Genomic DNA, 2,189 nt, shown 5'->3' on the forward strand with positions numbered 1-2,189 from the left:
AACCTGCCGCCGTCGTGGGGCTATCAATTCTTCGGCCAGGTCGATCTCGACGGCGAGAGCGAAGCGTTGACCGTGAGTCTGATGGATGCCGCCGGCAATACGCTGCATCGCCAGCAGCTGACGCCGGAGACGGCGTAATACGAGCCTCCGGCCTGCATCGCCGCGTTCCGACATTGAGGTTTGAGAACGGCAGGGCAATGCTACGAATCGATAAGCGGTAAGACGACGTATTCATACCCGATGATCAGGCCTGTAAGAGCCAAAAGAAGCGCCAGGATACGATTGATGCGTCGCAGCAGGGCGTGATCATGAATGGCTTTTCCCATCGCGCTACCCAGTAATGCGTAGCTTCCTGGCGCGCCGGTCGCCAGTACGCCAATGAGCAGCGCCACCATGATGAGGTCTGGCCCTTCTATATGCATTGCGGGTAGCTGGATGGTCGCGATAGGTAGTGTGGCGACGATGCCTTTGGGGTTGAGTAATTGCATCAACAACCCTTCCTTGAAGCGCAAGGGACGCGGTACTGCATCCACATCGTTCCTGTGAGGAGTGGATCTGGCTATCTTGATCGACAGGTAAAGAATGTAAAACGTGCCGAGCGCACTGATGATCAGGAGTGTCTTTCCCTGTATGAACATGCTTCCCAGCCAGCCAAACAGTAGAAGCATCAGCCACATCGCTGTGCCGACTCCGATGAAAAATCCTGTCGATTGCTTGGTTTGCCCGTTGATTCCGGCATTCAGGCCAAGCAGGTTCACCGGCCCGGGCGTGTACATCACGCTTATGGCATAGGCGAGCATCGCGAGCATGAGGGTTTCCTATCTTGCTAAGTGAAAATATGGGTTTGGTATTGTCGTGGTGTCATGCCGTAAATCCGCTTGAAACGACGGTTGAAATGACTGAGGTCAGAAAAGCCGCAGCATAAGGCAGCCTCCATGACACTCTCGCCGTTTTCGAGGTGACGCCGCGCGGCATTGACCCTGCAGTTCAATACGTATTGGTGCGGCGTAATTCCGTACTGTGTCCTGAACGTTCTCAGGAAGTGATACTTGGAAATGTTGGCGGAATGGCTGATGTCATCCAGGCTGATATCGTATCTGGCATTTTCATGGATGAAGTCCTTAGCCCTTTCGAGCAGCGAGTCCGGCCGCCTGGCCCGCTCGTTTGGGGCAAAATTTCCGGCGCGCTCGGCCAGGCGAGCCGCAATGCGATACAGAGCATATTCTTGCTCGATCTGACTCGTCTCCTGTTCCTCGATCATGCGTGACAGGGCGATGATCTCGTCGCGCAAGCGGACATCTGTCATGAGGGTGGGGACTAGGCGAGTGGCCTGCAGGCCTTGCACGCCCATGGCATTGGCAATGAGCGGGTCGAGCTCGTCGGGATGAATATAGAGCATGACATAATCGAGGGCGTCGCCGCCCCCGGCGTGGCCGTCATGCACCTCATCGGGATGCAAAGTGATCACGCTACCTGGTGGGCTGCGGTGAAATTCACCGTTGCTGAAGAAATCCTGACGTCCTGCCAGTGTGACACCCAGTGCATATTCTTCATGCGCATGCCGGTCGTACTGGAAGTCGTTCATCGTGGCATGCAATGCCGTCATGCGTGCCACATGCCGGCTTTTCATGAACCGGAAACGACTCGTGGATTGCATGATGTCCTCCTTACGTCCTGGTCGTGCCATGACAATGCCACTTTAGCGCGTCACGAAGGAGCGGGCTTGAACGATATTGCGCACTTTGTGCTTTCGGCGTGCCGGATGCGCGCACCCACGACCATGGCGGGCCCGTCTACTGCACCTCGGCATGACGAACGCGTCTTGCTACGCTGCAAGCTTGGCTCATGGAGGAGAGAGCACGCATGGCGGAAAGGCAGCAGGAGCTCGCGGGGTTGGATCATTTGCTCGAACGGATCGGGCAGGCGTCCCGTCGCGACGATGAACGTGTCCAGCTTGGCGATATGCTGACGGCGGTAGGGCAGGGGTCGTTTGGCTCTTTGCTTCTGGTGCCGGGGGTGATCACGCTGCTGCCGTTGGTGGGAGATATCCCCGGCGTTCCCACGTTGATGGCGATATTGGTCCTGCTGGTGGCGGGGCAGTTGCTGGTAGGGCGCCGCACGTTCTGGCTGCCTCGCTGGCTTTTGAAGCGCTCGGTCTCCTGCGCCAAGCTGGACAAGGCGGTGACCTG

At 57.4% G+C, this 2,189-nt stretch carries 3 protein-coding genes; 1 reads left to right on the top strand and 2 read right to left on the bottom strand.

What is annotated here, in order from left to right:
* Positions 1 to 200: 200 nt before the first annotated feature.
* Entirely contained in the window at positions 201 to 809 is a 609-nt protein-coding gene (locus OP495_RS17285; RefSeq protein ID WP_280565060.1) for a LysE family transporter, read from the bottom strand.
* A 17-nt stretch (positions 810 to 826) separates the two neighbouring features.
* Positions 827 to 1,657: an AraC family transcriptional regulator gene (locus tag OP495_RS17290; RefSeq protein ID WP_280565059.1), complete on the bottom strand. Its 831-nt coding sequence runs from the start codon at positions 1,655 to 1,657 to the stop codon at positions 827 to 829.
* Positions 1,658 to 1,863: 206 nt separating this feature from the next.
* Here OP495_RS17290 and OP495_RS17295 point away from each other — a divergent pair.
* Positions 1,864 to 2,189 (top strand): exopolysaccharide biosynthesis protein (locus OP495_RS17295; RefSeq protein ID WP_280570984.1); only part of this gene is annotated, 326 nt, incomplete at its 3' end.

This window comes from Chromohalobacter sp. 296-RDG, from assembly GCF_029889885.1.
Lineage (GTDB): Bacteria > Pseudomonadota > Gammaproteobacteria > Pseudomonadales > Halomonadaceae > Chromohalobacter.